A 22,941-nucleotide genomic window follows, 5' to 3' on the forward strand; every position below is an offset into this window, starting at 1 on the left:
GGGAAGCTTTTTTTTCTATTACAGGTGATGCCGGTTTTGTTTTGTATAGTATCGAAGGGGAGAGCAGCTTTTAGTCCCTGCATTTTTATGGGAAAGGACGCGGTGAAGGATAAGACTCCCGCGGGATAAGGTCTGGGAGAGACCCCTGATAGGGCACTGCCTGGGGAAGCCTGCTAACTCCCGCAGGAAAGCAAATCCTTTCTCAACGTCCATTAGTAAATCACAATACTACCGGAATCAAGTCTTCAAGCTGGGATTCAATGGTAATCTCGTGAAAATATGGGCTTATGGCCGTTGTTTTCGGGAAAGTATATAGGGATGTTTGTTTTTGCAAAGAGGATGCTTTAAAATAGGAGCAGGTACTAATAACAAATACTAAGTGTACAATTGAAACCTCAAGGAGGGCTTTAGATGAATTTTTCATTAGAAGGACGTACGTATGTAGTCATGGGAGTGGCGAATAAGCGAAGTATTGCGTGGGGGATCGCGCGGTCATTGCATTCAGCAGGTGCGCGCCTGATTTTTACAGTAGCATCTGCGCGATTTAAGAAGTCTGTTCAAGATCTTGCTGATACACTCGAGGGTGGAGAAGAGTCTCTTGTTTATGAGTGTGATGTAACGAATGATGAGGCAATCATTCAGACGTTTGAACAGATTGGTAAGGATGTAGGAACCATTCATGGACTTGCCCACTGCATCGCTTTTGCAAACCGTGATGAACTGAAGGATGAGTTCTTAAATACGAGCCGTGATGGTTTCCTTACTGCTCACAACATCAGCTCTTATTCACTGACTGCTGTTGCCCGTGCAGCCCAGCCATTAATGACTGATGGTGGAAGCATTGTTACGCTTACTTATCTTGGCGGTGAGCAAGTGGTGAAAAACTATAACGTTATGGGTGTAGCAAAAGCAAGCCTGGATGCCAGCGTGAAGTACTTAGCGAACGATCTTGGTAAACATAACATTCGTGTGAATGCCATTTCAGCTGGTCCTATCCGTACGCTTTCTGCTAAAGGTGTCGGAGATTTCAACCAGATTCTTAAAGTGATTGAAGAACGTGCTCCATTGCGCCGCCCGGTTACCCAGGAGGAAGTTGGGGATACAGGATATTACCTGATGAGTGATCTTTCCCGTGGTGTTACAGGTGAAATTATTCATGTAGATTCCGGTTTCAGTATTGTCGCTTACTAAACAAAAAAACAGTTCCTTTTTCTTATTAAGAAGAAGGGGCTGTTTTTTTCATCCAATGTAGAAGAAGGGGCCAGGCCTCAGACTCCTTTTCTGACCAGTGATTACCCATGAACCTATAAAGTTCGTTCAGGGGGATTACTGCTTTGGTATGATGGGACTTCATGATAACAAATCGATGGTCAACAGGGCCCTGATACTGAGAAATCCAATATACTAAATCCTCAAATGTCGTCTCCTCATAAATGGTAAGTGGAAATCGGCTTTCATTATATTTATTTCGTAAACGTCTGGTCGTTTTGCTGCCCAGGGATTGAGGTGGATAGCCCGGCTTTGCGAAATAGTACCCTTGGAGAAGTTCAATGCCCATATGAATAAGCTGCAGACACTCCTCATCTTTTTCTACTCCTTCAGCTACGATTTCTGCCCCCATCTTTGTGCCTATCTGCTGTAAAGCTTCTACCATACATTGCTTTTCACTTTCTACATGAATATCTGATATAAGGGATCGATCTACCTTGAGATATTCAGGCTTTAATTCTGATATCGTCTGTAAAGAAGAGTATCCTGCGCCCACATCATCGATGGCTATTTTAAATCCTTGTTTTCTGTAGTGATTCAATAGTCTCTTAAAACTTGAGAAATTCTTAATAGCTGAATGCTCTGTAATTTCAAATACTATCTGTTCTGGAGATATGTTTGTTCCTTCTAAGATGGAATGAGTGAATCCTGGTGTAAAGTGACGGTCATGAATAACGGTTGGCGTTAAGTTCACCCATAATTGCTGATGGGATTGCAGATAAGGAGAGATCCTGTCAATAGCTAGTTTACGAGTATGTTTCTCTAACTGGAACAGGCTGCCTGTTGAATCAGCCAGCTGAAACAGCTCAATCGGGCTTTTAAATGAATCATTCATCGGAAACCTTGTTAGAGCTTCAAACCCCTGTATACGTTCTTCTGTGATGTTAACAATTGGCTGGAAATGGGTGAACAGATGGTTGTTCTGTATCAATGATGAAAGTTCTTGTTTGGAGTAATTCTCTTTAGCCACAGGCATATAAACACTCCTACGTCATAATTTAAGATAAATGTACCAAACGTATTTCAAGATGCTCGTTTTCTTGTGTTAATTTTATGTAAAAGGTAGAGAGGTTTTGTCAAAAAAGGAAGGAAACGAACATGAAGGAGAACTTGGGCATATACATACAATGATGACTGAATGGAAAAGGAGAGATCTATATGGCCGAAGATAGACGACTTGCTAAGCAGCCGATGCTTTACATTGTACAGCCGAAAAATTTAAAACCTGCTGAAGTACCTATGCAGACGAGTTTTCGTACGCAGCGATCTTCTGTCTCGAAACCAAGCACAGGTGAACAATCGCCCTCGAAAGAAACGCCTATTCAAGAAAGAGAAATTCGGATGCGCAGACAGCAGTCTCCTCACATAGAGGAACTATCAAAATTAAATACAGAGACTCCTATGGATGAAGAAGAGGATGTAGCAGAAGTAGAAGAAAAAGAAAGTTCGGAAGTTGTGGGTCGGTCATCTTCTCGGGAACGCAGACAGCGGTTTCATGACTTGTCCTTAGAAGAAAAAGTGAATTATTTCTTTAATTTGTCTCCACATGTTCCAAAAATGAAATGTGAAGTATCCACAGAGGTCGACCAATATCGGGGTTACATTACGGATTATCAAGAGGAGATCGTCCACATGAAGGTCTTTCAACGTCCTTTTCATAGGGAGATTCCTTTTGAAGATATTAAGGACATCCGTCTGCTCGGGTTTTAAAGAAAGAAATATAAAAAACCGCGCCAATAAGCGCGGTTCCCAAGTGGTTTACAGCGTTTGGGCAGCTGGTAGACAAGTTACATGACAGAAGCAGTTCAAGTCTACTGTAATGCAGATGCCGGAAGCACGAAGGTTTCTGCAGCTTTGGTCAGCTGGAGATTTAGGATCATCGTCTTTATGACGGGATGATTCTACTTCATCTCCGTTATCTTCATGGCGACGGCGTTCTGCAAAAAGAAGCTCAAGAATTGCACATCCATCGTCGTCTACAGACTTGACGCGGAAGAAAAAGCTTCCTCTAACATTACAGCGCTCCCCACTTCGACTAGAACCGTACCCTTTGAAAGGTGTGCATCCATCTTTACAGTATAGGATGACTGGAACTGTGTCGAAGCCGGAACCTCCACCAGTGTCACCAAGAAGGTCTGCGATTGATTGCTCACAGCTTGTCGTGCAATCGTGCATGACATCATTTTGAGCATCGACGATATCTTTAAGGATGTCGATTACACAAGAGCCTGAATCAAATTTTTTACCACAGCTCATTAATATTTTCCCCTTTCCATACGCATTGACGTATTGTCTTTACTAGAATATGAATTGCTGTCATGTCGGTGTGGGCATTTGTCCTTTTTATTCGAATCGTTAAGTTTTTTGTCCTGAATGGGCAGGAGACTATACCCATTTGGGGCAAACACCATAGATTAACAATGAATTCGAATAAGGAGTGAATGGAATGTCTGAAAGAAAAAAGGTCATCCGTGTGAAAGACCTTGTCATACAAGCGGATAACGTCATCATTGAACCACAACGACGTAATCGTCACGAAGACCGTGAAGACTGGGTTGATCCATTTTTCGGACCGAGACGTAGAGTAGAAGCGGCAGAAGAAAGCAGCAGTAGTTCAAGTTCCAGACATCATAAAGATGAATCCTCTGATCGCCGCGAAGGGTTTCGCTGGTTTTAAGTGAAAGAGAGAAGCCACTACCTTTAAATGTAGTGGCTTCTTCTTCATGAGAAAGGGTGAAGGGTATGCTGAGTGTTTTTGAATTTGTCTTATTGGGATTAGCAAGCTTTCGACTGACCCGCCTGATTGTCAGGGATTATATTATGGAATGGTTAAGGCGGCCATTTTTCACCGTGGAAGTCATTACAAATGACGATGGGGACGAAGAAGAATGGATGGAGCCTAAAGGGTTTATTGGGGAAGGGTTAAGCTGTCAATGGTGTGTCGGAGTGTGGTCGGCCATGATTATGCTTTTCTTCTATATTATAGTCCCATATGGTGAATGGCTTGTCCTTGTATTAGCACTGGCTGGTCTGCAATCCATGATTTATGCCTGGACGAATCGTTTATGACGCAGAAAAAAGAAAAAAAGAAAGAGAAGACATTATTTGAAGTGCTGCAGGAAATCGATGTTGAAACGTCGAAAATGAATGGCATCATCAAACAGCCGGAGAAAAAATTCAAAGAATGGGAAAAGGACTTTGGTGCCTGGGAACGTCGGTTTACGAAGCAAATGACAGATATGGAGAAGTTTTTAAATAAACAGGCGGGTAAATTGGAGAAGTTCTTTGAGTGACAACTGAATAAGCGTCTGGACGTATGAGAGTTCTCATTACAGGGTATTGAAGACTAAGGAGGCGTGATTATGGGGTATATTCTGCCTGTGAACCATTATCAATACCAAGATTATCAGATACGGACGACTCAGCAGGAACGCTCCCCTTTTGCTATAGAAAAAGTAGTAAAAGCAAGCTTGGACAGTAAATTCAGACATGGTCAATGCCGTGAACAGGACCGCCTTGATTATCAACGTATAAGCGGCATCTACACATCCAAACACTTTCATGCAGCAGCAAAATCCAGCCCCCTAAATAGAAAAGAGATCGAGAAATTGTATTCCAAACTGACAGGAAAAGGGCTGAACTTTAGCGAAACAGTATGAAAACAGCTAAAGGAGCCATTGTGATGTCGTTTCAACAAATCAATACTTCGTGCTTTTATTATCAGAGTTCTGTCAATATAGGTTATGTAAAACAGGGAGACACCGGACTGCTCATTGATGCTGGAATTGATCGTTCTTCCGTGAAAAAGGTGCTCAAAGAGCTTCGTAAACGAGAGCTTCCTCTGACGCACCTTTTTATTACACATGCGCACGCAGACCATTATGGCGGTGGTGCTTATGTACAAGATCAATATAACGTTCATACTTCTGCCCCTGTTTTTGAAGAAGCAGTCTTAAGAAACCCTGCCCTTGAGCCGCTTTATCTTTTCGGCGGGAATGATCCTCTGCCGGAATTAAAAAATAAATTTCTGCAGGGTCCCCCCTTGAAAATTGATTCTGTGGTCGAGGAAGGTCCGGTATCTTTTGGGGAAATCAGTGCCGATGTGTTTTGTCTCCCCGGTCACAGCTATCAACAAATGGCAATAAAGATCAATGACACGTTATATGCGGCCGATAGTTATTTTAGTGAAGAGACATTATTCAAGCACCGCATCCCTTATATAACGGATATATCTAAAACCATTGAAAGTTTAAAGCGGTTGAGAACCCTGCCTTTTAACGGATCTGTCCCTGGGCACGGGGTGTTTGAAAAAGATCCATCCGCTACCATTCAGAGCAATCTCAACTATCATCAGGGGCTGCTGAATTGGCTACTTGAATACATAAAGGAAGAAGGGGAAGTGTCTCAAGAAACCATCGTTTCATCCATGTGTAAGCACTTTGACGTCCATGCCCCAGGTCTTTCTCAGTGGCTGTTATATAAAACGGCCGTTACCGCCTACTTGCTCGGATTAATGGATAAAGGGCTGATAGAAGACCGTTTCGTTGATTATACATGGGTGTTTTACGTTAAGTGCCAATAACGTACAGGTTCTGTTCGCCTTCTTTATGTTCGGCATAAATGACTTCCTTTGGTTCACTGTAGTTTTGTGCTTTCAGCTGTTCAGTAAGCCATTTTTCATCAAATCCAGCTTCCCTGAGGTTGTCCCATATCACTTCTCCATCACTAATGATTGTCCGGGGAAGGGGCACGTTCTGTGGGGACAGATTCATATCGTCACGGGTTACGTTTTGATATTGGGATGCTTTGAGTACCGAAATGGTTCCATCTGTTTCCAGTACAGCATATTGAACTTCTCTTATTGAAAAAACATCCTTTGAACGGAGCAGATGCTGGAGCTGATTGATATCCAATTTGTTTTTCTTCAATTGCTCCCGGTCAATTCTTCCTTTATAAATGACGAGGGAAGGGCTTCCCTCGAGCAGCTTCCGGGTTCCTTTGAACTTTTCGGTAATGAGTTCTGTCGTATAGATAAGGATGCTCCATAATACAATTGCAAAACCTACATTAAGGATTCCTACGTCTTTATCATATAAGGCGTTCCCAACCAGTTCCCCAAGTACTAGTGCGGCAATAAAATCGAAGGCTGTAATCTGGGTGATCTGTGACTTACCCAATACCTTTGTCATTATGAATAGTGCAATAAATCCAAATAATGTTTCGGCAGTTATTTGTAGATACTCCATAGAATTCTCACAATCCCTCACTTTGTCCTATAAGCACCATTGTAGACAAAATGAAAAGAGAATAAACAAAAAATCCCCCGCCTTTCATGATTAAAAGGGCGGGGGATTTTCCTTATTCTTTTAACTCTTTCACCATCGTTACATGAGGGATACCGGCATCCAAGAATTTATCAGAAATTCTTACGTATCCAAGAGTTTCATAGAAAGACTCGGCCTGCGTTTGAGCATTGAGTTTTGCTTTGTTAAAAGAGTATTCTTTAATGACGCTTTCCATTTCCTTCATCATTTGTTGACCAAACGAGCGCCCGCGATAGTCCTGGAGTACACAAACGCGCTCAAGCTTTCCATGTCCTTGAGAAAAGCGTAAACGTGCAGCGGCTACAGGCTTACCATCTTCATAACCTACAAAATGGAGAGCGGTTTGATCATGTTCATCCATCTCCATTTCCTCCGGCACTTGCTGTTCATGGACAAATACTTCGCGTCTCACATGATACGCGTCTTCTTCCTGTTGTTTACTCTTTACTCTAATGATGTCCACTAATGATCACCCTTTACCTAAACGGAATGTTTCATATACACTCCATGCTCCATTCTCGAGCTGATATAAGAGCTGAAAACGATCAACTTTGTCATTAAGGTCAAATTTCAACATTCTTAAACTGCCGTATACATCAGAAAACTCTTCATCGGAAAGTTTCTGAGCGATTGTGATGTGAGGGACAAAAGCAAAGTCCTTCTTTTCTGGCAGCTCACCTGCATGAAGCTTGTCATTCAGGTCAAAGATCTCATCAGACGGTTCAATCTTTAAATAAATCGTGTTCGTTACAGGAGAAAATGAGCTTACCTTATAAACACCATACGAAAAAGGCTGGGTGTTTTTCGCAATTTCGCTCAGCTCAGGAATAATTTTATTTTCGATTTCTTCTTCTTCTGCTTCAAACGCTTCTTTCATTGTGATATGTGGGGGAATCAGCGCATAATGAGGGTCATATCTTTTGCGGTATGAATTCGCCACATCCTGTACTTTTTTTGATGGAAACACTGCTATTCCGTATTTCATTGGGCTAACCTCCTGATTCTTCCTTTAAGTTATTCCTTACCAAACATGTTCAATAAAGCACGTTCAAAATCCTTCTGCCACGTGCCCCAAGTGTGATCTCCATCGAGTTCATGATACGTATAGGCAAGGGGCTGACGATTTAAGAATGTACGGAGCTCACGGTTTGGTTCAAGGAAATTCTTCCTCGCACCCTCAGTCGTTTCGACATCTGATTCTTCTTTTCCAATTGTGTGATAGATCGTTAAGGAAGAGAAGTCTCTGGTTGATTCGACAACTTCTTTCACATGTTCATCCACATAGGGGCTCTGCATAATCACATTACCGAAAATATTTGGGAACTTAACGGCTGTCATAAGCGCAAGAGTACCCGCAAGAGAATCACCAACAAGTGTCCGGCCGCGCCCCATACAGTAACCGGGGAGTTCTTCATCTAGAAAAGGTACGACCTCACGTATCAAGAAGTTCACATAGTCGCCCTGTTTTTTGCCATCTGGATGGTACTTATCCTGCCTGTCGTACTTGTTGTTATAATGAATGCCGATGAAAATCGTCTTCTCAATTTTCTCTTCTTCGTGCAGCTTATCACTAAGCGTGGCCGCACGCCCCATGGAGTAATAATCATTTCCATCCTGCATAATACAGAAATGGTACTTATACAATGGAGAGAAATTTTTCGGAGTGTATACCCGAAGTGTCATCGTTTCCTGTAAATATTGACTGTCGATAGTATATTCTTTCATGGATCCATCTCTACCCATCTCGACCACCTCCTCACAGCATGGAAGTTTATAAAAAATTCCCACTATTTATGTGGTGTAAACGTTCCAACATCTATTTTATCACAGAATTGTGCAAAAAGTTTACTAGAAGCGAAATGGTAATATATGTGGCGAATGAAGATGGACAGCTTTAAATCTTAGAAAAGTGTTGACACTATATTTCTTTCATAGTATATTAATTTTTGTCAGCAAAAACAGTCGACAAAATTCTACATACGATTCCGTAGCTCAGCTGGGAGAGCGCCACCTTGACAGGGTGGAGGTCGTTGGTTCGAGCCCAATCGGAATCATCCATACTAAGTGCCGGAGTGGCGCGGTTTCCTAACCAGGGGAGGCCGCGTCATTTCTTTTATTCTTCTGAAAACTTTCATCTCTAACATACATCTTATTATGAACAATTGAGAGTGGTGTTAAAAAAGATGAAAATATCCTGCTGGTCCTATGAGGTTTTTCATGGAGACAGATAAGATTTCATATTGTTGAGTATATGATTAATAGAAGAAAGCAGGGGTATGGAGAATTGTGTTGATAGAAATTTTAGAAAAATCTAACATTCGTATTGACCCCTTGAGGAGTCATCCTTTATAATTCATAACTAACTTAATAGTAATACTCTTATTAAGAGAGGCTGAGGGAAAGGCCCGATGAAGCCCGGCAACCGTTCACATGAAAAAGGTGCTAAATCCTGCAGACTTAAACGTCTGGAAGATAAGAGGAGGAATCTGGACATCGTACCTCTTCTTATGAAGAGGTTTTTTTATTGTCTTTATTACTAAAATTTATTAAACAGCAAAGGGTGTAGCCAAAATGAAGCGAACGTTAGAACAACGATTGAAAGATGGACCGGTGATATGCGGGGAAGGTTATTTATTTGATTTGGAGCGGAGAGGATATCTCAAGGCTGGTTCCTTTGTTCCTGAAGTAGCTTTAGAGGCTCCGGAAGCTTTAAAGCAGACGTATCGTGACTTTATGAAAGCAGGCTCTGATGTCGTCTTAGCTTTTACTTATAATGCGAACAGGGAGAAAATGCGGTTGATAGGGAAAGAAGAGTTATTGGAACCACTCAATCGTGCTGCCGTCCGGATAGCAAAGGAAGTAGCTCAAGAGCATCCAACAGAAGAAGCTCTAGTCGCCGGGAACATTTCCAATACGAATTTGTTTGATCCAGCGGATCCTGCTTCAAAGGAACTTGTGCGGGGGATGTTTGCTGAAATGATTGGGTGGTGCAAGGAAGAAGGAGTGGACTTCGTTAACGGAGAGACGTTCTATTATTATGAAGAAGCGAAGATTGCCTTAGAGGAAATACAAAAGCAGGGGCTGGAGGCTGTTATTACACTTGGTTTGCTGGACGAGTATGAACTTAGAGATGGATACTCAGTGGAAGAAGCCTGCCGGCTGCTGGAAGAGCAGGGAGCCCTTGTTGTAGGGATGAACTGTTTCCGCGGACCAGCTACCATGCAGCCTTATGTGGGAAAAATTAGAGATGCATGTGAAGGATATGTTGGAGCACTTCCCGTGCCTTACCGTACAACAGAAGAGAACCCAACATTCTTCAGCCTTCCAGATGGGGGTTGTTCGTGTCACCCACCACTGGAAACCCCTTATCCGACAGCTTTAGATCCTTTAATGTGTAACCGCTATGAACTGGCTCAATGGGCAGAACAAGCGTATAAGTCCGGTGTTAATTACTTTGGTCTTTGTTGCGGTGCCTACCCAAGCATGCTTCGTGAAGTTGCAGAAACCGTCGGGCGTGAAGCGGTTAACTCGAAGTTTTCGCCTGATACAAAAAACAACTATAACAGCATCCATAATCATGTGTAATGCTTTTGTTTCGGAATTGTTTAGGTAGGCAAGGATATCTTACTACCCAGAGGTCGCTTAAAAAGTGAAAAAGGACGCAGCACTTATCAGGGATAAGGCTGCATCCTTTCATTTTTGTTTGAATTGTATTTGTTCTCCACATGCGTCCGCCATCTTCTGCACTTGATGGTTAAAACGTTCAAAATCCAATTCATCCATACTTTCAACATCAATAGCGCTGATCATGTAATTTCCAAACTTCCAAACATCCTGCTGGATTTCATGACCATGAACACAGGCGATTTTATAGAGAACTTCAATCACACCGTTCATCACAGAAATGTCATGCTTTCCGTATATTCGAATTTGATAAAAGCTTTTGTATAAATACTCTCTATAAGGTTTAGGTTCAGCTATTAAACGAAGGTTCTGCTCATCATCTGAATAGTAACGGATCGGTTCATAGACAGAGCCTAATTCAACAAGGAGGGAACCAATACGGTTGATACAGTTCGTGGCTGTGTGAGGATCATTCATACTTGGGGAGATCGCACGGACAGCGATTTCCACCAGTTTTTGTATGGAAAATTCAACATCCTGTGTATCAATTCGCTCATTGCCAATTAAAACATACTCTGTAATCTGTTCAATTTGCAGTTTCTCGTTTTCTTCTAATTGCCAGTAAAAGAACAGTGGCATCCCTTTTTGAATATACTCACCAATATAAAAATCAGCCTCCAAAACAAGATCGTTTTTTCTTGCCCACTGAATCAAGGGTTGAAACTGTACATTTTGTATATATCCGGACTCAACAGCCTGTACAACTTCTGGATTTCGTTCTCTTAGGTTATCGATTTCTGTTTGATCCCAGTCTGTAGACTCATTATAGTCTTTCTCTGCGAATGTCGTTTGTATGAGTTTTGAAGTGCTTATGCGGATCTGCCCTATTAAGTTATTTACTTTAAGAAAACGTGAGGAATGGTGAATAAACAGAATAAAAAAGGCAAGGCATATAATGGAGACAATGACTGTGAAGAGAGGACTGACTAAGCCGATTCCAGGTTCTTTGCCAAGGAGGAACAAGTTCAAAAGAGAGAAAATAAATCCAAAAGAAAAAACACCCAGCACGTGCTGAGTTACGCTGTTTTTCATAAAATCTTGAAGCGTACGTGGTGAGAACTGTGTTGTGTAGGTAGTGAGTACAACCATGATGGTAGAAAAACTGATGGTTGTCATAGTTAAGATGGATGTAACCATTGATCCATATAAGGTTTGAGCGACGGATTTTTGAGTAAGTAAAATGCTGGGGATACTGTCTTTCATTTCTGAGATTACCCATATATCAATTAAACTGGCAATGGCTACTGCCACCATTGAAAATAAACTGTAAACGGTCGGTAAAAACCAAAAACTGTCTCTTAGGTTGATCCACACTTTGCTTTTATTCATACTTAGCCTCACCTTCTGTGTATCATGATCGTGTCTATTACTTATTATGAACGAAATCAATGGTCTTACAAGTTAAAAGTGATTTACAACCTTAAAAATAATAATCAAGTCTTGTTGACACTTTTTCAAATACATAGTATATTATTATTTGTCAGCAGGCCCGCTGCTGATTCAATTTACATATGATTCCGTAGCTCAGCTGGGAGAGCGCCACCTTGACAGGGTGGAGGTCGTTGGTTCGAGCCCAATCGGAATCATCCTAACAACGTGTTGAAATGGCGCAGTTTCTCATTTATGGAGAGGCTGCGCCATTTCTTTTTTTTTGCAGACGAAAAAGAAAAGAGAAGGACTGGCTCGAATAGATCCGCAGGAATGAACTGCTACGCTCCAATCCTTCTAAAACTCCTCTCAGTCCACTAAAACTCCTCTCAGTCCACTAAAACCACAAAATGATTTCCTTCTACAGCGATAGGCGGCATTTTAAAGATATTAGAGTAGATGGCGCTCATTTCATCATATAACTCCTTCGAATGAATGGTCTTTAAATAGGGATCCGGGTTATCTTTCATAGACTGAAGTTTATACAAGTCCAGGTCTACACTGTAAGAATAGTAACGTTCTGTACATCGGAGGAAAGGTTTCTCCTGCGGGTTTTGGTTATCATTCTTGAGAGGTTCTTTCGTATGTATTCTCATTTTCTTAGGGGTGGACTCATCTTCCTCCATTTCACTTGTGACACCATAAAATGTCGTGAAAGGAGGTTTTGTCTGAGTGTCAGGATAAGTGGTTTTAAAACTAAATTCAATGGCTCCTTTTTCACCCGTTACGACACAAAAAGCAAGGTAAGAGCGTTTCGTGGTTATTCCACGCATGAGTTCTTCTTGATTGCTGAAGCAGTGACAGAAGCTTGTCCGAACCATAACCAGCACCATCCTCGTGAGCAAAAGTTTATGGATAATTATAACATGAGACGGACAAGAACACGCGATTAAAAGATTCGATCAATGGAACTTTACAGGATCTAGAGTCACTTCGGGATGAAAAAATGTGGAGGGGTGGACTTTTGAAGCGCACCAGAGGGGATTGCCTGGTCAGTCCTGAAAGTTATTTATACGAACCTAAGAATCCAGAGGATGAGAGTATAAGGTAGCGATAAATGACACAAAATCTAATACATAAAAAGAGACGTCCCAGCTCAGCTGTGACGTCTCTCTATCTCTATCCATTTACAGGGATTCCGCCATTAACGTGTATCATCTGTCCTGTTACATAACTTGAGTCATTGCTTGCTAAATAAACATACGCAGGGGCGACTTCTCTAGGCTGGCCTGGACGTCCCATTGGATTGTCAGATCCAAATTCAGCAACTTGCTGCTTATCAAAACTTGCAGGGATTAAAGGTGTCCAGATGGGTCCTGGAGCTACACCGTTTACACGTATCCCTTTACTCACCAGCGAACCTGCTAAAGAGCGGGTGAAGGAAGTAATGGCTCCCTTTGTGGAAGAGTAGTCGATTAGCTGGTCATTTCCTTTATAAGCTGTCACTGATGAGGAGTTGATAATCGTGCTGCCTTTTTTAAGGTGGGGAAGGACAGCCTTGGCCATGTATACATAGGAAAAGAAGTTGACCCGGAATGTTTCGGTAAGCTGCTCGTTCGATATACTCAACAGGTCCTCCTGGGGATACTGGACAGCAGCATTATTGACCAGGATGTCAATCTGTCCATAGCTTTTCATGATCCGTTCGACTGCTGTTTCACAAAATTCTGCTCCTCCAATATCTCCGTTATATAGTTCACATCTTCTTCCTTCAGCTTCAACCAAAGCTTTTGTTTTTTCTGCATCCTCCTGTTCATCCAGATAGAGTACAGCTATATCTGCCCCTTCTTTAGCAAAGTGAACGCTGACTGCCCGTCCAATTCCACTGTCTCCTCCACTAATAACAGCGACTTTCCCTTCTAATTTTCCACTTCCTTTATAGGTCTCATCAATAAATTCCGGCAATGGCTTCATGTCGTGCTCAAAACCTGGCTGGCGTTCCTGGTGTTGTTTTGGTTGAATTTCTCTTTTTTTATCTGCCACTTTACGACCTCCTATGTACAAATCATTCCTATTGATTGAATTCGATTCCATTGGTTAGGGTGCCCTTCTCTTTGAGATATAATCGTAAAATTTCCCAGGAAAGGATGGTTAAGGAGAAAGGTCATAGTGTTAATTTCATCAGGAATTGATTTGACACTTCGTCCATTGATGTTTAAATTTTCTGAATTTATACTATATTCGAAGGGTGCAAAAGAACAGAAACTACTAATAGAGGTGAAAAAATGGAGACAACTTTCTCAAAGACAAATCAGGTGGTTATTCAAAATTTCATTAATGGCGAATGGGTTTCATCTGAAGGAGGCAAGGCGGAGGACGTACCTAATCCTGCAACAGGAGAAATCATCGCAAGCGTGCCGATTTCAACAAAAGAAGATGTTGATAAAGCCGTTCGATCCGCACGCGAAGCGTTTAAGAGCTGGAAAAAGACACCGGTCCCTAAGCGCGCCAGAATTATGTTTAAGTATCACCAGCTTTTAGTAGAAAATCGTGAAGAATTAGCCAAAGCACTCACACAGGAGAACGGAAAAACAATGAAAGATGCAACAGGTGAAGTGCAGCGGGGGATTGAGTGTGTAGAATTTGCAGCTGGTGCTCCCAGTCTTATGATGGGAGATGTGCTGCCGGATATCGCTGAAGGTATTGATTCTGGAATGTATCGATACCCTGTAGGTGTGGTAGGAGGCATTACACCTTTCAACTTCCCGATGATGGTGCCGTTATGGATGTTCCCGCTGGCGATTGTATGTGGAAACACGTTTGTGCTGAAACCATCAGAACGCACGCCAATCTTAGCTAAAATGCTTGTTGAACTCCTTCATGAAGCCGGCCTTCCAAAAGGAGTCATTAATGTTGTGAACGGGGCCCATGATGTCGTGAATGGTCTGCTCGAACATGATGATGTAGATGCAATCTCCTTCGTTGGTTCCCAGCCGGTTGCAGAGTACGTATATAAAACAGCTGGAAATTACGGCAAGCGAGTTCAGGCGCTGGCAGGTGCAAAGAACCATTCCATCGTGCTGCCGGACTGTAACTTGGATAAGTCGGTCGAGGGCATTATTAATGCAGCTTTTGGCAGCGCAGGTGAACGTTGTATGGCTTGTTCGGTTGTAGTTGCGGTTGGAGATGTGGCTGATGATCTCGTTGCAAAATTAAAAGAAGCGGCAGACAATCTGAACGTAGGCAACGGTCTAGACGAAGAAACCAACCTGGGTCCATTAATAAGAGACTCCCATCGGGAGCGTGTGCTCGGTTATATTGAGGCTGGTGAAGGCGACAATGCCAAGCTTATACGTGATGGAAGAGTGGAACTGCGCGAAAATGAGTCCGGTTATTTCCTGGGTGCCACTATCTTTGATCATGTAACTGAGGATATGAGTATATGGAAAGATGAAATTTTTGCTCCGGTATTGAGTATCGTTCGAGCCGATACGTTAGATGAAGCCATTGAAACGGCAAATAAATCAGAGTTTGCCAATGGAGCTGTTATCTATACATCAAGCGGAAAAGCTGTTCAGCAATTTAGAGAAGAAATGGACGCAGGTATGCTGGGAGTAAACGTCAATGTCCCTGCTCCGATGGCTTTCTTCCCATTTTCCGGCAACAAGAAATCCTTCTATGGTGACCTTCATGCGAATGGAAAAGACGGCCTGAACTTCTACACGAAACGAAAAATGCTTACCCAGCGCTGGTATTAAAAGAAGGAAGCGCGGAAACGTTCACACGTTTTCCGCCTTCTTTTATGACAGACCTATCCCATACCTTCAATAGATATGAATCGATTATCTTCTTCTGATTTTTACAATTCATCAAAGAATCCATCATCATCATTTTACAATATGTATAATGGCAAACCAGTCAAAGTCATGTAAACTAAATTTAAATTACTGAAAATTAAGATAATTTGAAGTGATGAAGAGAGTAGAAGGATGCGCTTTATTGTAAACGTACTCTCACTTAAATTAAATGATTTACATAAGGAGGAAATAAGATGCCGGATAAAGTTCAGATCGGTTTGATTCAGGCTTCCCATGATGTAGATGGGAATGAACCAGTAGAGGTCCATAAGCGTGAATCTATCGAAAAGCATATTAAACTAGTAAGGGAAGCTGCGGAAAAAGGGGCACAGATCATTTGTTTACAGGAGATCTTCTACGGTCCTTACTTCTGCTCCGAGCAGAACTCCAAATGGTATGAAGCGGCTGAAGAGATCCCGAATGGACCTACAACCATCCGTTTTCAAGAACTCGCAAAAGAATTAAGTGTGGTCATTGTTCTCCCGATTTACGAAAGAGAAGGTATTGCTACTTATTACAATACCGCGGCCGTCATTGATGCAGATGGATCCTATCTAGGTAAATATCGTAAGCATCATATCCCGCAGGTAGCTGCCGGGGATAAGGGATATGGTTTCTGGGAGAAATATTACTTTAAGCCTGGCAATCTCGGGTACCCGGTTTTCGATACGGCTTATGCAAAAGTAGGGGTTTATATTTGTTATGACCGCCATTTCCCTGAAGGCGCAAGGGTGCTTGGATTGAATGGAGCAGAAATCGTCTTTAATCCATCAGCAACTGTGGCAGGGACATCTGAATATTTATGGAAGCTTGAGCAGCCGGCACATGCGGTTGCAAACGGATATTACTTAGGTGCGATCAACCGCGTTGGCTATGAAGGCCCTTGGAACATGGGTGAATTTTACGGGCAGTCCTATCTTGTAGATCCCCGTGGAGATTTTGTAGCTACAGGCAGCCGTGATCAGGATGAAGTAATCATCGGAGAAATGGATAAAACATTCATTCGTGAAGTCCGTGATACATGGCAGTTCTATCGTGATCGTCGACCTGAAACGTATGAAAAGATGGGGCAGCTGCTTCCTTAATCGTTCCAGCACGTCACAAGATGGAGTTCTGCATAGGACAAAGGAAAAGAATAAATTTTCCCTGTGCAGAACTTTTTTAAATGAATGGGCATGATCAGTCCTTGAGCGATGGAAGGGTAGGAAGCTCAAAGGAAACGTCTCTCAAAGTCATAATGTCAATCAGGTAGATGGAAGTATACTTCCACTTCGCTGTTGGTCTTAAACTTGGCAGAGATCTAAGTTGCTCCCGCTTTTATTAAAAGGAGGTAACCAACATTGACTCAGTTAAAGAGTAAAGGAATTTCTTTAGAAAATTTGAAATTAAATTTTGAAGAAGTGCATGACGGGCTGAATGCTCAAGAAGCGATGGAAGAATCCAATCGATGTCTTTATTGCTACGATGCCCCCTGTATACAAGCATGTCCGACGGGCATTGATATTCCGAAATTCATAAAAAAAATAGCCTCAGGTAATCTGAAAGGATCGGCCACTACAATCATGTCCTCGAACCCTGTCGGAGCGACTTGCGCACGTGTATGTCCGACGGAAGAATTGTGTGAAGGAGCGTGCGTCCTTAACCATTCCACAGAACCCATCCTTATCGGTGATCTTCAAAGATTCGCCACGGACTGGGCCATAAAAAATGAACAGCTCTTGTTTAAACCCGGAGAGAAAAACGGGAAGCGGGTCGCTGTTGTCGGCGGTGGTCCTGCAGGGCTGGCAGCTGCACGGGAGCTTGCCCGTTTTGGATATGACGTGACAATTTTTGAAGCAGCGGAAGAAGCCGGCGGTCTCGATACTTATGGAATCGTCTCTTTCCGACTACCGCAGGACATCTCCCGCTGGGAAGTGGATCAAGTAGAAAAATTGGATGTTGAAATTCGTACAAACACACGTGTAGGTACAGATGTTACCTTTGCCGAGCTGTCCGAAGACTATGATTCTATTGTTCTTACAATTGGTATGGGGCATGTTCCGATGCTTGGAATTGAGGGCGAAAACCTGGAGGGTGTACATGATGCCATTGAATTTGTGAAGAGTACCAAGTCTGGTGAAATAACGGAAGACCTTCTAGGTAAGAATGTGATTGTTGTGGGTGCAGGTAATACGGCCATTGATGCAGCCACTTGTGCAGCCCGCAAAGGGGCGGGGGATGTGAAAATCGTCTACCGTCGTACACGAAATGAAATGACAGCCTATGAGTTTGAATATGATTTCGCTAAACAGGATGATATTGAATTCAACTGGTTAACACAGCCGATTGAAATCATTGGGGATGAGCGCGGAAAAGTGACGCACCTCAAATGCGTGAAGATGGCTCTCGGTGACCCTGATGAAGACGGCCGAAGAAGACCTGCCCCGGTAGAGGGTTCTGAGTTCGTAATGGAAGTGGATGCTGTCATTAAAGCCATCGGACAGTCCCGGTATACGGATTTAATTGAAGACTTTGGTCTTGAACACGAGGGTGGCGTTGTAAAAGTCAACCCGGTTACATTACAAACCTCAAACCCGAATGTATACGCAGCAGGTGATGTCATTTTTGCTAAAGGGCAGGGAGAAGCCATGGTTGTTACAGCGGCTCAGCAAGGGAAAGAAGTCGCAATGGCTATTCATAAACAACTGGCCCCGACACCAACGGCATCTATACAAAACTAATTATCTAGGAGGAATTATATGGCTGACTTGAGTTTGAATCTAGCAGGAATTAAATCTCCGAACCCTTTTTGGCTTGCCTCTGCACCTCCGACGAATTCGGGGTATCAAGTACAGAGGGCATTTGAAGCCGGCTGGGGCGGAGCCGTTTGGAAGACCCTTGGAGAACCGATCTTGAACGTATCCTCCCGCTTTGCTGCTGTTGGTTTTAATGGGAAAAAAGTAGCGGGCTTTAACAATATTGAACTGATTACTGATCGACCGCTTGAAGTGAATTTAAAAGAAATCTATGAAACGAAGAAACGGTTCCCCAATCATGCGATTATTGCTTCTCTCATGGTAGAGCCAACGCAGGAGAAGTGGCACGAAATCGTCAAGCGGGTGGAAGATGTCGGCGTCGATGGCCTGGAATTGAACTTTGGGTGTCCGCACGGCATGGCTGAACGTGGCATGGGTGCTGCATCGGGACAGGTGCCGGAGCTCGTCGAGAAGCAGACCACCTGGGCTAAAGAAGTCGCTCAGACACCAGTCATCGTCAAACTGACTCCAAATATTACAGATATAACCTTTACAGCGGAGGCTGCCGTAAATGGTGGAGCGGATGCTGTCAGTATGATCAACACCATCAACAGTTTAGCCGGGGTGGATATTGACTCGTGGGACACTATTCCAAACGTTGCTGGAAAAGGCGCGCATGGAGGATATTGTGGGCCGGCGGTCAAACCTATTGCCTTAAATATGGTAGCTGAATGTGCACGCCATCCTAAAATTAATGTTCCGATTTCAGGGATGGGTGGAGTATCCAGCTGGCGTGAAGCTGTTGAGTTTATGCTGATGGGAGCTACCGGTGTTCAAGTCTGTACCGCTGCGATGCACCATGGTTTCAGCATCGTTGAAGATATGAATGATGGATTAAACAATTACTTAGATGAAAAAGGCATCGACTCTGTTATGGATCTTGTTGGTAAATCGGTGGAGAAGTATTCGGATTGGGGTAACCTGGACCTTAATCATCAGGTTGTCGCTCAAATTAATAATGATGTCTGTATTAATTGTAATAAGTGTCATATTGCCTGCGAGGATACTTCCCACCAGTGTATCGATATGCTGAAAGATGTCGATGGCAATGACATTTTGAAAGTGCGTGAAGAGGACTGTGTCGGTTGTAACTTGTGCAGTATCGTCTGCCCGGTGGATGGAGCGATCGATATGGTCGAGTACGCCAATGGAAAACCACCGATGACTTGGAATGAAAGACAGGCAGCTATAGGAGCCGCTACTTCTTGTGACGTAAATTTAATTAAATAATCGATTAAAACGGAGGGGTAAGATGAAAAAAATTATTAAGAATGGAACGATTGTAACGGCAGCGGATACGTATAAGGCAGACATTTTAGTTGAAGATGGAAAAATTGCTCTCATCGGCCAGGATTTATCCGATTCAGCAGCCGAAGTGGTCGATGCCCAGGGGCATTACGTCTTTCCGGGAGCCATTGACCCTCATACACATTTAGAAATGCCTTTTGGCGGAACGGTTAGTAAAGATGATTTTGAGACAGGGACTATTGCGGCTGCTCATGGCGGAACGACAACGGTGATTGACTTCTGTCTGACGGATAAAGGGAAGCCTCTACAAAATTCCATCGATCAGTGGCATGCGAAGTCGCATGATAAATCTGTCATCGACTATAGCTTTCATTTAATGATTGGTGAAATCAATGAAGACGTTCTTGAACAGCTTCCAAGCGTAATTGAGGATGAAGGAATTACATCATTTAAAGTATTCATGGCTTATAAAAATGTCTTTCAGGCCGATGACGGCACTCTATTCCGTACATTGGAAGAAGCGAAAAAACTAGGCGCTCTCGTCATGGTGCACGCGGAGAATGGGGATGTTATCGACCATTTAGTCACCAAAGCGCTCGAAGCCGGTCAGACGGATCCTATTTATCACGCTCTGACACGTCCGCCTGAAGTAGAAGGTGAAGCGACCAATCGGGCAGCGGAACTGACAGGACTTGCGGACTCCCAGCTTTATGTCGTTCACGTCACCTGTGAGGAAGCTGTTACTGCCATTGCAAATGCAAGGAAGAAAGGCTATAAAGTCATAGGTGAAACCTGTCCACAGTATTTGGTGTTGGACCAAAGTTATCTTGAGAAGCCGAACTTTGAAGGAGCTAAATATGTGTGGTCGCCGCCATTACGTGAAAAGCATCATCAGGAAGTATTATGGAATGCTTTGAAAACAGGTGATTTGCAGACGCTTGGATCTGACCAATGCTCTTTTGATTTTAAAGGACAGAAAGATTTAGGAAAAGGAGACTTTACGAAGATACCGAACGGAGGACCAATTATTGAGGACCGGGTCAGCATTCTGTTCTCTGAAGGTGTCAAAAAAGGTAGATTAAGCTTAAATGAATTCGTCAATATTACATCGACTAAGATTGCCAAGACATTCGGTCTTTTCCCACAAAAAGGAACAATCTCGGTCGGGGCAGATGCGGATATCGTCATTTTTGATCCAAATGTTGAACGGACAATTTCTGTAGAGACAAGCCATATGGCAGCTGACTACAATCCGTTTGAAGGGATGAAAGTAACAGGCCAGCCGGTGAGCGTTCTATCCCGTGGTGATTATGTAATCAAGGACAAAGAATTTGTCGGTAAGATTGGTTCTGGACAGTACTTGAAACGCTCTCGTTTTGGTGAACTAACGACCTCTCAAGAAGAGCTTTATCAAAAATAAGAAGTGATGGAATGGAAGTGGAAAGGCTGCTCAGCGGAGTATAGGCTGAGCAGCCTTTCAATAAAAACGCACTCTAAAAGCATTCTTCGCTCACTCAGCTCTGCGGACAGAAAGAAAATACAGGTATACTTAGGAGGAGTCCTTTTATATGGACAATAAAGATAATCATTTAATGTCACCCGATCTTATGCCCATTCCTCATAAGGAAAAGAAAATAGGAACGCTTGGGTTTACATTTATGTGGGTTGGGATGGCGGTTGTATTAGCTGCTTTCGCTATCGGTGGCGCAGGTGTTCAGTCTATACCGCTCATCTGGGTTGTACTTGGGACACTGCTTGGAACGCTGTTGATCGGTCTTGCAATTACGCTTACTGCCGACATTGGGATTGAGCATGGGATCTCGTTTCCAGTTTATATGCGGGCCCCTTTTGGTACGCTTGGAACTCATTTCCCCTCCATTGTCAGAGGGTTGGCCGCATCCATGTGGTTCGGGATCAATACATTTTTTGGATCTACTGCAATCAACGGAATTTTAAATATACTTACAGGATTTGATAACTGGTTCATCTGTTATATCCTCTTTGCATTATTCCAATTATTTAACACAGCTCTTGGAATTAAAGCCGTAGAAAAATTTGCAGACTTGGCTGCTCCTATTATTATTCTTATTGGAGTCTGGATGTATTTCACTCTGGCCGGAACCGCAACTGAGCAGGGGAAAGATATTTGGGCATGGGTGGAAAGCCCTGTAACAGGCGGAGCAGCGTTTACTGCTTTTGTTGTAGTTGTAGTTAGTAATATGGGGTATTGGTCAACTCTCGCCGCAGACATTTCTTCTATTTCACGCTTCATAAAAGCTCCTAAACATGAAAGAAACTGGTTTAAGAGAAACAAAGGCGCCATGGTTGGCAGTTTAGTCGGCCTGCCCCTTACACAAACCTTCATCGTTGTTTTAGGAGCCGTTTCCTACATTGCCGTTTCAAACTTCGACCCTGTTGTTGCTCTGCAGGAGTCAGCCAGTGGACTGGTATTAGGTGTTTTATTATTGATGATTGTATTAGCTCAGTGGTCTACCAACGTTTCAGCTAACATTGTTCCCGCTGCTACAATATTCTCCAACGTCGGAGGTCCGAAACTTCCATTCTGGGCCGGTGTATTTATTGCAGGGCTTATCGGGACTGTCATTCAGCCCTGGAGCGTCTTCAATTTACTCATACCAGTCCTCCTTATTGCAGCTGCGATTCTATCAGTAATTGTAGGGATCATCTTTGCTGATTATTACTTATTAAGAAAAAGACGAATGAACGTGTATGACTTGTATAAAAGCGGTGGGCAGTTTCATTATGATGGCGGCGTGAACTGGGCTGGAATCATTTCCTGGGTAATCGGAAGTGTTTTTGCTTACACATTCAGCACGTATTCCTTCTTTGTTGGGTTTGGGGCAGGTGCACTTCTCTACTTCTTACTCGCTAAGTTCTGGTACTTTAAAAAGCACCCGCAGGCAGAAATTGAAAATCCAAGCGATGATGAATACTTAGGCATTACTGTTGGAAGAGATTGGGTCATTGGTGAAGGGTTTGTGGAAGAGAGCTTGAAAAGAAAGACAGGAACTGAAGGGGTTAATCAAAAAGCAGATGCTTAAAAGGAGGAAAAATGATGTCAGATCATCGTGAATTTGAAGCAGAAAGGGAAAAAATCGATTTTCTACTTGAACAAGGCTACATTATTAAAGAGGTTACTGAGAACATGAGTGGAGCTTTTGTTGGATTTGAATACACCGGTAGTGATGCAGAGAAAAGCCAGTATGAACGTTTACACCTTCTCCATCCTGATTCAAGAAAGTATTTCTCTACCATCCTTGTCCAGCAGCAGAAAAAACAAAAAGTGAATGAAACCAGCCCTTAATATGAATCGACTTCGGTCGATTCTTTTTTTATGCGTTTTTCTTACTATTGTTAGATTATCTTACAAAGAGT

General features: G+C 42.8%; 24 protein-coding genes, 2 tRNA genes and 1 riboswitch. Of the genes, 17 read left to right on the forward strand and 9 right to left on the reverse strand.

Going from position 1 to position 22,941, the window contains the following annotated elements:
- Positions 1-411 precede the first annotated feature (411 nt).
- Positions 412-1,191: an enoyl-ACP reductase FabI gene (gene fabI / locus LC036_RS01120; protein ID WP_226576998.1), complete on the forward strand. Its 780-nt coding sequence runs from the start codon at positions 412-414 to the stop codon at positions 1,189-1,191.
- A 25-nt stretch (positions 1,192-1,216) separates the two neighbouring features.
- On the opposite strand, the gene LC036_RS01125 is transcribed toward fabI, so the two are convergent.
- Positions 1,217-2,245 (reverse strand): EAL domain-containing protein, encoded by a 1,029-nt coding sequence (locus tag LC036_RS01125; RefSeq protein ID WP_226577001.1) that lies wholly within the window; start codon positions 2,243-2,245, stop codon positions 1,217-1,219.
- Between the two features lie 182 nt (positions 2,246-2,427).
- Between LC036_RS01125 and LC036_RS01130 the strand changes: the two genes are divergently transcribed.
- Complete coding sequence (locus tag LC036_RS01130) at positions 2,428-2,979, forward strand: CotO family spore coat protein (RefSeq protein ID WP_226577004.1); 552 nt, start codon at positions 2,428-2,430, stop codon at positions 2,977-2,979.
- A gap of 48 nt (positions 2,980-3,027) precedes the next feature.
- Here the strand turns inward: LC036_RS01130 and LC036_RS01135 are convergent, their stop codons facing one another.
- Positions 3,028-3,525, reverse strand: a complete 498-nt coding sequence (locus LC036_RS01135) for a CotY/CotZ family spore coat protein (RefSeq protein WP_226577006.1) — start codon at positions 3,523-3,525, stop codon at positions 3,028-3,030.
- A 190-nt stretch (positions 3,526-3,715) separates the two neighbouring features.
- On the opposite strand from LC036_RS01135, the gene LC036_RS01140 reads away from it, so the two are divergent.
- The 5 genes from LC036_RS01140 to LC036_RS01160 all read left to right on the forward strand — a co-directional run bounded on the left by LC036_RS01140 (position 3,716) and on the right by LC036_RS01160 (position 5,851).
- Positions 3,716-3,946, forward strand: coding sequence for a hypothetical protein (locus tag LC036_RS01140; protein ID WP_226577008.1), 231 nt, complete (start codon positions 3,716-3,718; stop codon positions 3,944-3,946).
- Positions 3,947-4,011: 65 nt separating this feature from the next.
- Positions 4,012-4,338: a DUF1360 domain-containing protein gene (locus LC036_RS01145; RefSeq protein ID WP_226577011.1), complete on the forward strand. Its 327-nt coding sequence runs from the start codon at positions 4,012-4,014 to the stop codon at positions 4,336-4,338.
- On the forward strand, positions 4,335-4,562 hold the full coding sequence (locus LC036_RS01150) for a hypothetical protein (protein ID WP_226577012.1): 228 nt from the start codon (positions 4,335-4,337) through the stop codon (positions 4,560-4,562). The genes LC036_RS01145 and LC036_RS01150 overlap by 4 nt, the downstream gene beginning before the upstream one ends.
- A gap of 69 nt (positions 4,563-4,631) precedes the next feature.
- Positions 4,632-4,928, forward strand: coding sequence for a hypothetical protein (locus LC036_RS01155; RefSeq protein ID WP_226577015.1), 297 nt, complete (start codon positions 4,632-4,634; stop codon positions 4,926-4,928).
- Positions 4,925-5,851 carry an MBL fold metallo-hydrolase gene (locus tag LC036_RS01160; protein WP_226577018.1) on the forward strand — a complete coding sequence of 309 codons (927 nt, stop codon included), beginning with the start codon at positions 4,925-4,927 and terminating at the stop codon, positions 5,849-5,851. Before LC036_RS01155 ends, LC036_RS01160 begins: the two co-directional genes overlap by 4 nt.
- Here LC036_RS01160 and LC036_RS01165 read toward each other — a convergent pair.
- From LC036_RS01165 to LC036_RS01180, 4 genes are all read right to left on the reverse strand, one after another.
- The gene (locus tag LC036_RS01165; protein WP_226577021.1) at positions 5,838-6,515 is read right to left on the reverse strand and encodes a DUF421 domain-containing protein; all 678 of its coding nucleotides are present in this window, start codon (positions 6,513-6,515) and stop codon (positions 5,838-5,840) included. The genes LC036_RS01160 and LC036_RS01165 overlap by 14 nt on opposite strands.
- 112 nt (positions 6,516-6,627) lie before the next feature.
- Positions 6,628-7,056: a GNAT family N-acetyltransferase gene (locus tag LC036_RS01170; RefSeq protein ID WP_226577024.1), complete on the reverse strand. Its 429-nt coding sequence runs from the start codon at positions 7,054-7,056 to the stop codon at positions 6,628-6,630.
- A gap of 6 nt (positions 7,057-7,062) precedes the next feature.
- A complete protein-coding gene (locus tag LC036_RS01175) occupies positions 7,063-7,578 on the reverse strand; it encodes a 2'-5' RNA ligase family protein (RefSeq protein ID WP_226577027.1) in 516 nt (171 codons plus the stop codon).
- A 29-nt stretch (positions 7,579-7,607) separates the two neighbouring features.
- On the reverse strand, positions 7,608-8,336 hold the full coding sequence (locus LC036_RS01180; protein ID WP_226577030.1) for an alpha/beta hydrolase: 729 nt from the start codon (positions 8,334-8,336) through the stop codon (positions 7,608-7,610).
- Positions 8,337-8,574: 238 nt separating this feature from the next.
- On the opposite strand from LC036_RS01180, the gene LC036_RS01185 reads away from it, so the two are divergent.
- Together LC036_RS01185 and LC036_RS01190 are read left to right on the forward strand one after the other, a co-directional pair.
- Positions 8,575-8,647 (forward strand) — tRNA-Val (locus LC036_RS01185).
- A gap of 322 nt (positions 8,648-8,969) precedes the next feature.
- Positions 8,970-9,072, forward strand: a riboswitch (SAM riboswitch).
- A gap of 92 nt (positions 9,073-9,164) precedes the next feature.
- Positions 9,165-10,178 carry a homocysteine S-methyltransferase family protein gene (locus LC036_RS01190; protein WP_226577033.1) on the forward strand — a complete coding sequence of 338 codons (1,014 nt, stop codon included), beginning with the start codon at positions 9,165-9,167 and terminating at the stop codon, positions 10,176-10,178.
- Between the two features lie 108 nt (positions 10,179-10,286).
- On the opposite strand, the gene LC036_RS01195 is transcribed toward LC036_RS01190, so the two are convergent.
- The gene (locus LC036_RS01195) at positions 10,287-11,606 is read right to left on the reverse strand and encodes a DUF2254 domain-containing protein (RefSeq protein WP_226577036.1); all 1,320 of its coding nucleotides are present in this window, start codon (positions 11,604-11,606) and stop codon (positions 10,287-10,289) included.
- Positions 11,607-11,790: 184 nt separating this feature from the next.
- On the opposite strand from LC036_RS01195, the gene LC036_RS01200 reads away from it, so the two are divergent.
- A tRNA-Val gene (locus LC036_RS01200) sits at positions 11,791-11,863 on the forward strand.
- Positions 11,864-12,034: 171 nt separating this feature from the next.
- On the opposite strand, the gene LC036_RS01205 is transcribed toward LC036_RS01200, so the two are convergent.
- Both LC036_RS01205 and LC036_RS01210 read right to left on the reverse strand, forming a co-directional pair.
- A complete protein-coding gene (locus LC036_RS01205) occupies positions 12,035-12,526 on the reverse strand; it encodes a hypothetical protein (protein WP_226577039.1) in 492 nt (163 codons plus the stop codon).
- Positions 12,527-12,824: 298 nt separating this feature from the next.
- A complete protein-coding gene (locus LC036_RS01210) occupies positions 12,825-13,688 on the reverse strand; it encodes an SDR family oxidoreductase (RefSeq protein WP_226577042.1) in 864 nt (287 codons plus the stop codon).
- A gap of 242 nt (positions 13,689-13,930) precedes the next feature.
- Here LC036_RS01210 and LC036_RS01215 point away from each other — a divergent pair, with 242 nt between their 5' ends.
- The 7 genes from LC036_RS01215 to LC036_RS01245 all read left to right on the forward strand — a co-directional run bounded on the left by LC036_RS01215 (position 13,931) and on the right by LC036_RS01245 (position 22,870).
- On the forward strand, positions 13,931-15,403 hold the full coding sequence (locus tag LC036_RS01215; protein WP_226577044.1) for a CoA-acylating methylmalonate-semialdehyde dehydrogenase: 1,473 nt from the start codon (positions 13,931-13,933) through the stop codon (positions 15,401-15,403).
- A 293-nt stretch (positions 15,404-15,696) separates the two neighbouring features.
- A complete protein-coding gene (locus tag LC036_RS01220; protein WP_226577046.1) occupies positions 15,697-16,587 on the forward strand; it encodes a nitrilase-related carbon-nitrogen hydrolase in 891 nt (296 codons plus the stop codon).
- Between the two features lie 255 nt (positions 16,588-16,842).
- Positions 16,843-18,222 (forward strand): NAD(P)-dependent oxidoreductase, encoded by a 1,380-nt coding sequence (locus LC036_RS01225; protein ID WP_226577049.1) that lies wholly within the window; start codon positions 16,843-16,845, stop codon positions 18,220-18,222.
- An 18-nt stretch (positions 18,223-18,240) separates the two neighbouring features.
- Complete coding sequence (gene preA / locus LC036_RS01230; RefSeq protein WP_226577052.1) at positions 18,241-19,527, forward strand: NAD-dependent dihydropyrimidine dehydrogenase subunit PreA; 1,287 nt, start codon at positions 18,241-18,243, stop codon at positions 19,525-19,527.
- Positions 19,528-19,549: 22 nt separating this feature from the next.
- The gene (gene hydA, locus LC036_RS01235) at positions 19,550-20,965 is read left to right on the forward strand and encodes a dihydropyrimidinase (RefSeq protein ID WP_226577055.1); all 1,416 of its coding nucleotides are present in this window, start codon (positions 19,550-19,552) and stop codon (positions 20,963-20,965) included.
- Between the two features lie 148 nt (positions 20,966-21,113).
- Positions 21,114-22,607 carry an NCS1 family transporter gene (locus LC036_RS01240; RefSeq protein ID WP_226577057.1) on the forward strand — a complete coding sequence of 498 codons (1,494 nt, stop codon included), beginning with the start codon at positions 21,114-21,116 and terminating at the stop codon, positions 22,605-22,607.
- Positions 22,608-22,621: 14 nt separating this feature from the next.
- Positions 22,622-22,870: a hypothetical protein gene (locus LC036_RS01245; protein WP_226577059.1), complete on the forward strand. Its 249-nt coding sequence runs from the start codon at positions 22,622-22,624 to the stop codon at positions 22,868-22,870.
- Positions 22,871-22,941 lie beyond the last annotated feature (71 nt).

Source organism: Halobacillus litoralis, from assembly GCF_020524025.1.
Lineage (GTDB): Bacteria > Bacillota > Bacilli > Bacillales > Halobacillaceae > Halobacillus > Halobacillus litoralis_D.

Coding starts and splice junctions, on each gene's coding strand:
- fabI (WP_226576998.1), top strand. CDS start 412: ATGAATTTTTCATTAGAAGGACGTACGTATGTAGTCATGGGAGTGGCG.
- LC036_RS01125 (WP_226577001.1), bottom strand. CDS start 2,245: ATGCCTGTGGCTAAAGAGAATTACTCCAAACAAGAACTTTCATCATTG.
- LC036_RS01130 (WP_226577004.1), top strand. CDS start 2,428: ATGGCCGAAGATAGACGACTTGCTAAGCAGCCGATGCTTTACATTGTA.
- LC036_RS01135 (WP_226577006.1), bottom strand. CDS start 3,525: ATGAGCTGTGGTAAAAAATTTGATTCAGGCTCTTGTGTAATCGACATC.
- LC036_RS01140 (WP_226577008.1), top strand. CDS start 3,716: ATGTCTGAAAGAAAAAAGGTCATCCGTGTGAAAGACCTTGTCATACAA.
- LC036_RS01145 (WP_226577011.1), top strand. CDS start 4,012: ATGCTGAGTGTTTTTGAATTTGTCTTATTGGGATTAGCAAGCTTTCGA.
- LC036_RS01150 (WP_226577012.1), top strand. CDS start 4,335: ATGACGCAGAAAAAAGAAAAAAAGAAAGAGAAGACATTATTTGAAGTG.
- LC036_RS01155 (WP_226577015.1), top strand. CDS start 4,632: ATGGGGTATATTCTGCCTGTGAACCATTATCAATACCAAGATTATCAG.
- LC036_RS01160 (WP_226577018.1), top strand. CDS start 4,925: ATGAAAACAGCTAAAGGAGCCATTGTGATGTCGTTTCAACAAATCAAT.
- LC036_RS01165 (WP_226577021.1), bottom strand. CDS start 6,515: ATGGAGTATCTACAAATAACTGCCGAAACATTATTTGGATTTATTGCA.
- LC036_RS01175 (WP_226577027.1), bottom strand. CDS start 7,578: ATGAAATACGGAATAGCAGTGTTTCCATCAAAAAAAGTACAGGATGTG.
- LC036_RS01180 (WP_226577030.1), bottom strand. CDS start 8,336: ATGGGTAGAGATGGATCCATGAAAGAATATACTATCGACAGTCAATAT.
- LC036_RS01190 (WP_226577033.1), top strand. CDS start 9,165: ATGAAGCGAACGTTAGAACAACGATTGAAAGATGGACCGGTGATATGC.
- LC036_RS01195 (WP_226577036.1), bottom strand. CDS start 11,606: ATGAATAAAAGCAAAGTGTGGATCAACCTAAGAGACAGTTTTTGGTTT.
- LC036_RS01205 (WP_226577039.1), bottom strand. CDS start 12,526: ATGGTTCGGACAAGCTTCTGTCACTGCTTCAGCAATCAAGAAGAACTC.
- LC036_RS01215 (WP_226577044.1), top strand. CDS start 13,931: ATGGAGACAACTTTCTCAAAGACAAATCAGGTGGTTATTCAAAATTTC.
- LC036_RS01220 (WP_226577046.1), top strand. CDS start 15,697: ATGCCGGATAAAGTTCAGATCGGTTTGATTCAGGCTTCCCATGATGTA.
- preA (WP_226577052.1), top strand. CDS start 18,241: ATGGCTGACTTGAGTTTGAATCTAGCAGGAATTAAATCTCCGAACCCT.
- hydA (WP_226577055.1), top strand. CDS start 19,550: ATGAAAAAAATTATTAAGAATGGAACGATTGTAACGGCAGCGGATACG.
- LC036_RS01240 (WP_226577057.1), top strand. CDS start 21,114: ATGGACAATAAAGATAATCATTTAATGTCACCCGATCTTATGCCCATT.
- LC036_RS01245 (WP_226577059.1), top strand. CDS start 22,622: ATGTCAGATCATCGTGAATTTGAAGCAGAAAGGGAAAAAATCGATTTT.